The organism is Flavobacterium sp. UGB4466 (genome assembly GCF_903469665.1).
Lineage (GTDB): Bacteria > Bacteroidota > Bacteroidia > Flavobacteriales > Flavobacteriaceae > Flavobacterium > Flavobacterium lipolyticum.
The window spans coordinates 1-2,656 of the sequence record NZ_CAGKLC010000212.1; the positions used below are offsets into that span (position 1 = coordinate 1).

Annotated in this window: 3 protein-coding genes and 1 pseudogene; 3 read left to right on the forward strand and 1 reads right to left on the reverse strand. The window is 33.7% G+C overall.

The genetic code is table 11. The annotated features are described in order from the left end of the window. Together JO950_RS22385 and JO950_RS21645 are read left to right on the forward strand one after the other, a co-directional pair. Positions 1–108, forward strand: a pseudogene (locus JO950_RS22385) (gliding motility protein GldN); the annotation flags it as partial. A gap of 72 nt (positions 109–180) precedes the next feature. After that, positions 181–1,230 (forward strand): FAD-binding oxidoreductase, encoded by a 1,050-nt coding sequence (locus JO950_RS21645; RefSeq protein ID WP_202704498.1) that lies wholly within the window; start codon positions 181–183, stop codon positions 1,228–1,230. 2 nt (positions 1,231–1,232) lie between these two features. Here the strand turns inward: JO950_RS21645 and JO950_RS21650 are convergent, their stop codons facing one another. Then, positions 1,233–1,616, reverse strand: coding sequence for a DUF983 domain-containing protein (locus JO950_RS21650; protein WP_202704499.1), 384 nt, complete (start codon positions 1,614–1,616; stop codon positions 1,233–1,235). A gap of 304 nt (positions 1,617–1,920) precedes the next feature. Between JO950_RS21650 and JO950_RS21655 the strand changes: the two genes are divergently transcribed. Beyond that, positions 1,921–2,496, forward strand: a complete 576-nt coding sequence (locus JO950_RS21655) for a TerD family protein (protein WP_202704500.1) — start codon at positions 1,921–1,923, stop codon at positions 2,494–2,496. Positions 2,497–2,656 lie beyond the last annotated feature (160 nt).

Below are 2,656 nucleotides of genomic sequence, written 5' to 3' on the forward strand. Positions count from 1 at the left end.
CGTGAGATTAAAGATTACATGAAAGATAATGCACAAAATCAATTGTTAGAATCTGAAAGAGTAAAAGAGAAGATTCGCAACTTTGAACAGGATATGTGGAGCTACTAAGAAATTAGTAACATTATACCAAAAACTCTTATTACATTTGTAGTAAGAGTTTTTTATTTTACCCCTTTACAAATGTTGGATTATATAATTGTCGGATCTGGATTGGCTGGAATTTCATTTGCTGAAATTGCACTTAAAAACAATAAATCTATAGTAGTTATAAATGATGAAACGCAAAATTCATCAAGAGTTGCGGGAGGATTGTACAATCCGGTGATTTTAAAACGTTTTAGTGAAGTTTGGAAAGCAGAAGAACAGTTGTCCTTAATGGAAGAATTCTATGAGACCATCGAAGGTAAGCTGAAAACCAAGGTGAATTTTAAACTTCCTATTTTAAGAAAATTTTTCTCTATAGAAGAACAAAACAATTGGTTCTCAGCTTCGGATAAACCGCTTCTGGCACCATTTCTTTCTACCAAATTAATCTTTAAAAAATACAATGGTATCGATTCTCCGTTTGATTACGGTGAGGTTTTGCATACCGGTTATGTCGATACGGCTTTATTGTTGGATAAATATCGCGAGTATTTACTTCAAAACAAATTATTGCTTCAGGAGTCGTTTGATTATGCTAAGTTGGTTATTGAGGAAGATTTTGTTCAGTATAAAGAATATCAGGCTAAGCATATTGTTTTTGCGGAAGGTTTCGGACTGCATGCCAATCCGTTTTTTCAGGATTTGCCCTTAGACGGAACCAAAGGGGAGCTTTTTATTATCAAGGCACCTGATCTGGATCTGGATGTGATTGTGAATACCAGCGTCTTTATTTTGCCTTTAGGAAACGATTTGTTTAAAGTGGGAGCAACCTACAATTGGAAAGACAAAACGGATGCGCCAACAGAAGAAGGAAGAACAGAGTTAATCGATCGTATAGAGGAAATTATCAATTGTGATTTTGAAGTTGTTTCGCATTTTGGCGGGGTGAGGCCAACCGTACGTGACCGTAGGCCAATTATTGGTACGCACAATCAATACAGTTCATTACATCTTTTAAACGGATTAGGAACGCGTGGTGTAATGCTTGGCCCGGCCATGGCTAAAGATTTGTATGAGTATATCGAAGATCAAAAACCTTTAGATCCAACAATTGATATTCATCGTTTTTACAAGAAAAGAAAATAGTTTTATTTCGATCCTGCTTCGGGATCATAAGAAACAAACATGTTAATGTACAAGTTCCTCGAAAGTCTTAAGACAAATGGGAATAATAGAATCAACGTTGCAACAATGATCAGAAAAGACTCTTCGACTGAGGTTTTGAAAAGTACAAACGAAACGATAAAAGCTGCAATTCCGACTGCAACATTTAAACCATAACTAACATACATGGCGCCATAAAAAAACGATGGTTCGATCTGGTATTTTAATCCACAGTGACTGCAATTTTCGTTCATTTTAAGAACCTTGGTCAAATGAAGCGGATTTCGGTCAGAGTACATGCTTTCTTTGTGACATCTTGGGCAGCTTCCTGTTAGTATACTGTATAGTTTAGATCCTTTTTTTAACATGGTTGCAATTCAATTAATTGTTGATGTTGTAGAGAATCAATTTTTGTTTTAGAGTAAAACATTTTGATTCTGATAAAAATAGTTAAAATTTATCTTACGAAGAAGAGTAGAACAAAGATACTATTTTAGTTTGTATTTTTTGTATTCAGGATGGTATGACTTGTTATGGGGGGTAGGTTGATGTTTTTGATAATGGATTTTAATTTGTTAATAAATATTATCGCTTTTACGGAAACCCACATTTTACTTAATTTGCTTTTTTGTATCATTGTATGTTTTATTTTAAAAAAAAAGGATTGTTTTAATGGCGATAAATTTGCGTAAAGGTCAAAGAATTGATATTGGCCTGTCAAGGATTAATATAGGGTTAGGTTGGGATCCAAATGAGGGTACAGGTCATAGTTTTGATTTAGATGCTTCGGCCATAATGATTAATTCTGATCGTAAACTTATAGACGAAAATTACTTTGTTTTTTATAATAATCTTGCCTCTCCCGATGGTGCATTAGAACATACGGGAGATGATCCGACAGGAGGTAATAGTGATGGTGATGACGACGAAGCTATTAAGGTTGATTTGAGTAAAATTTTTGCAGAGGTAAATGAGATTCTTTTTGTGGTTACTATAGAAGACTTTGAAAGAAGAAGGCAAAATTTTGGTCAGGTAAGAAATTCATATATTCGAATTGTGGATGAAGCTACAGGACAGGAAATTGCTAAATATGAATTAGATGAAGATTTTTCGATTGAAACCGGTGTAGAGTTTGGAAGATTATACAAACGAAATGGACAATGGAAATTTGAGGCTTCCGGAATTGGCTACAGAGCTGATTTAGGATTCTTTTTAGAAAAATATTATTCAGGAGAAATAATTAAATAGCTTTTGATTTTTTGATGCTAAGGAGTTTTATTGGATTAAAAAAGGTATTGATAAAGAAATGAGTTTTTGCAATAACAGAAGTATATGCCGACAGCAGCAAAAATGATCATAATAAGAGTTGTGAATTAATAAATTATAATAAGACAGGAATTTCTGTACG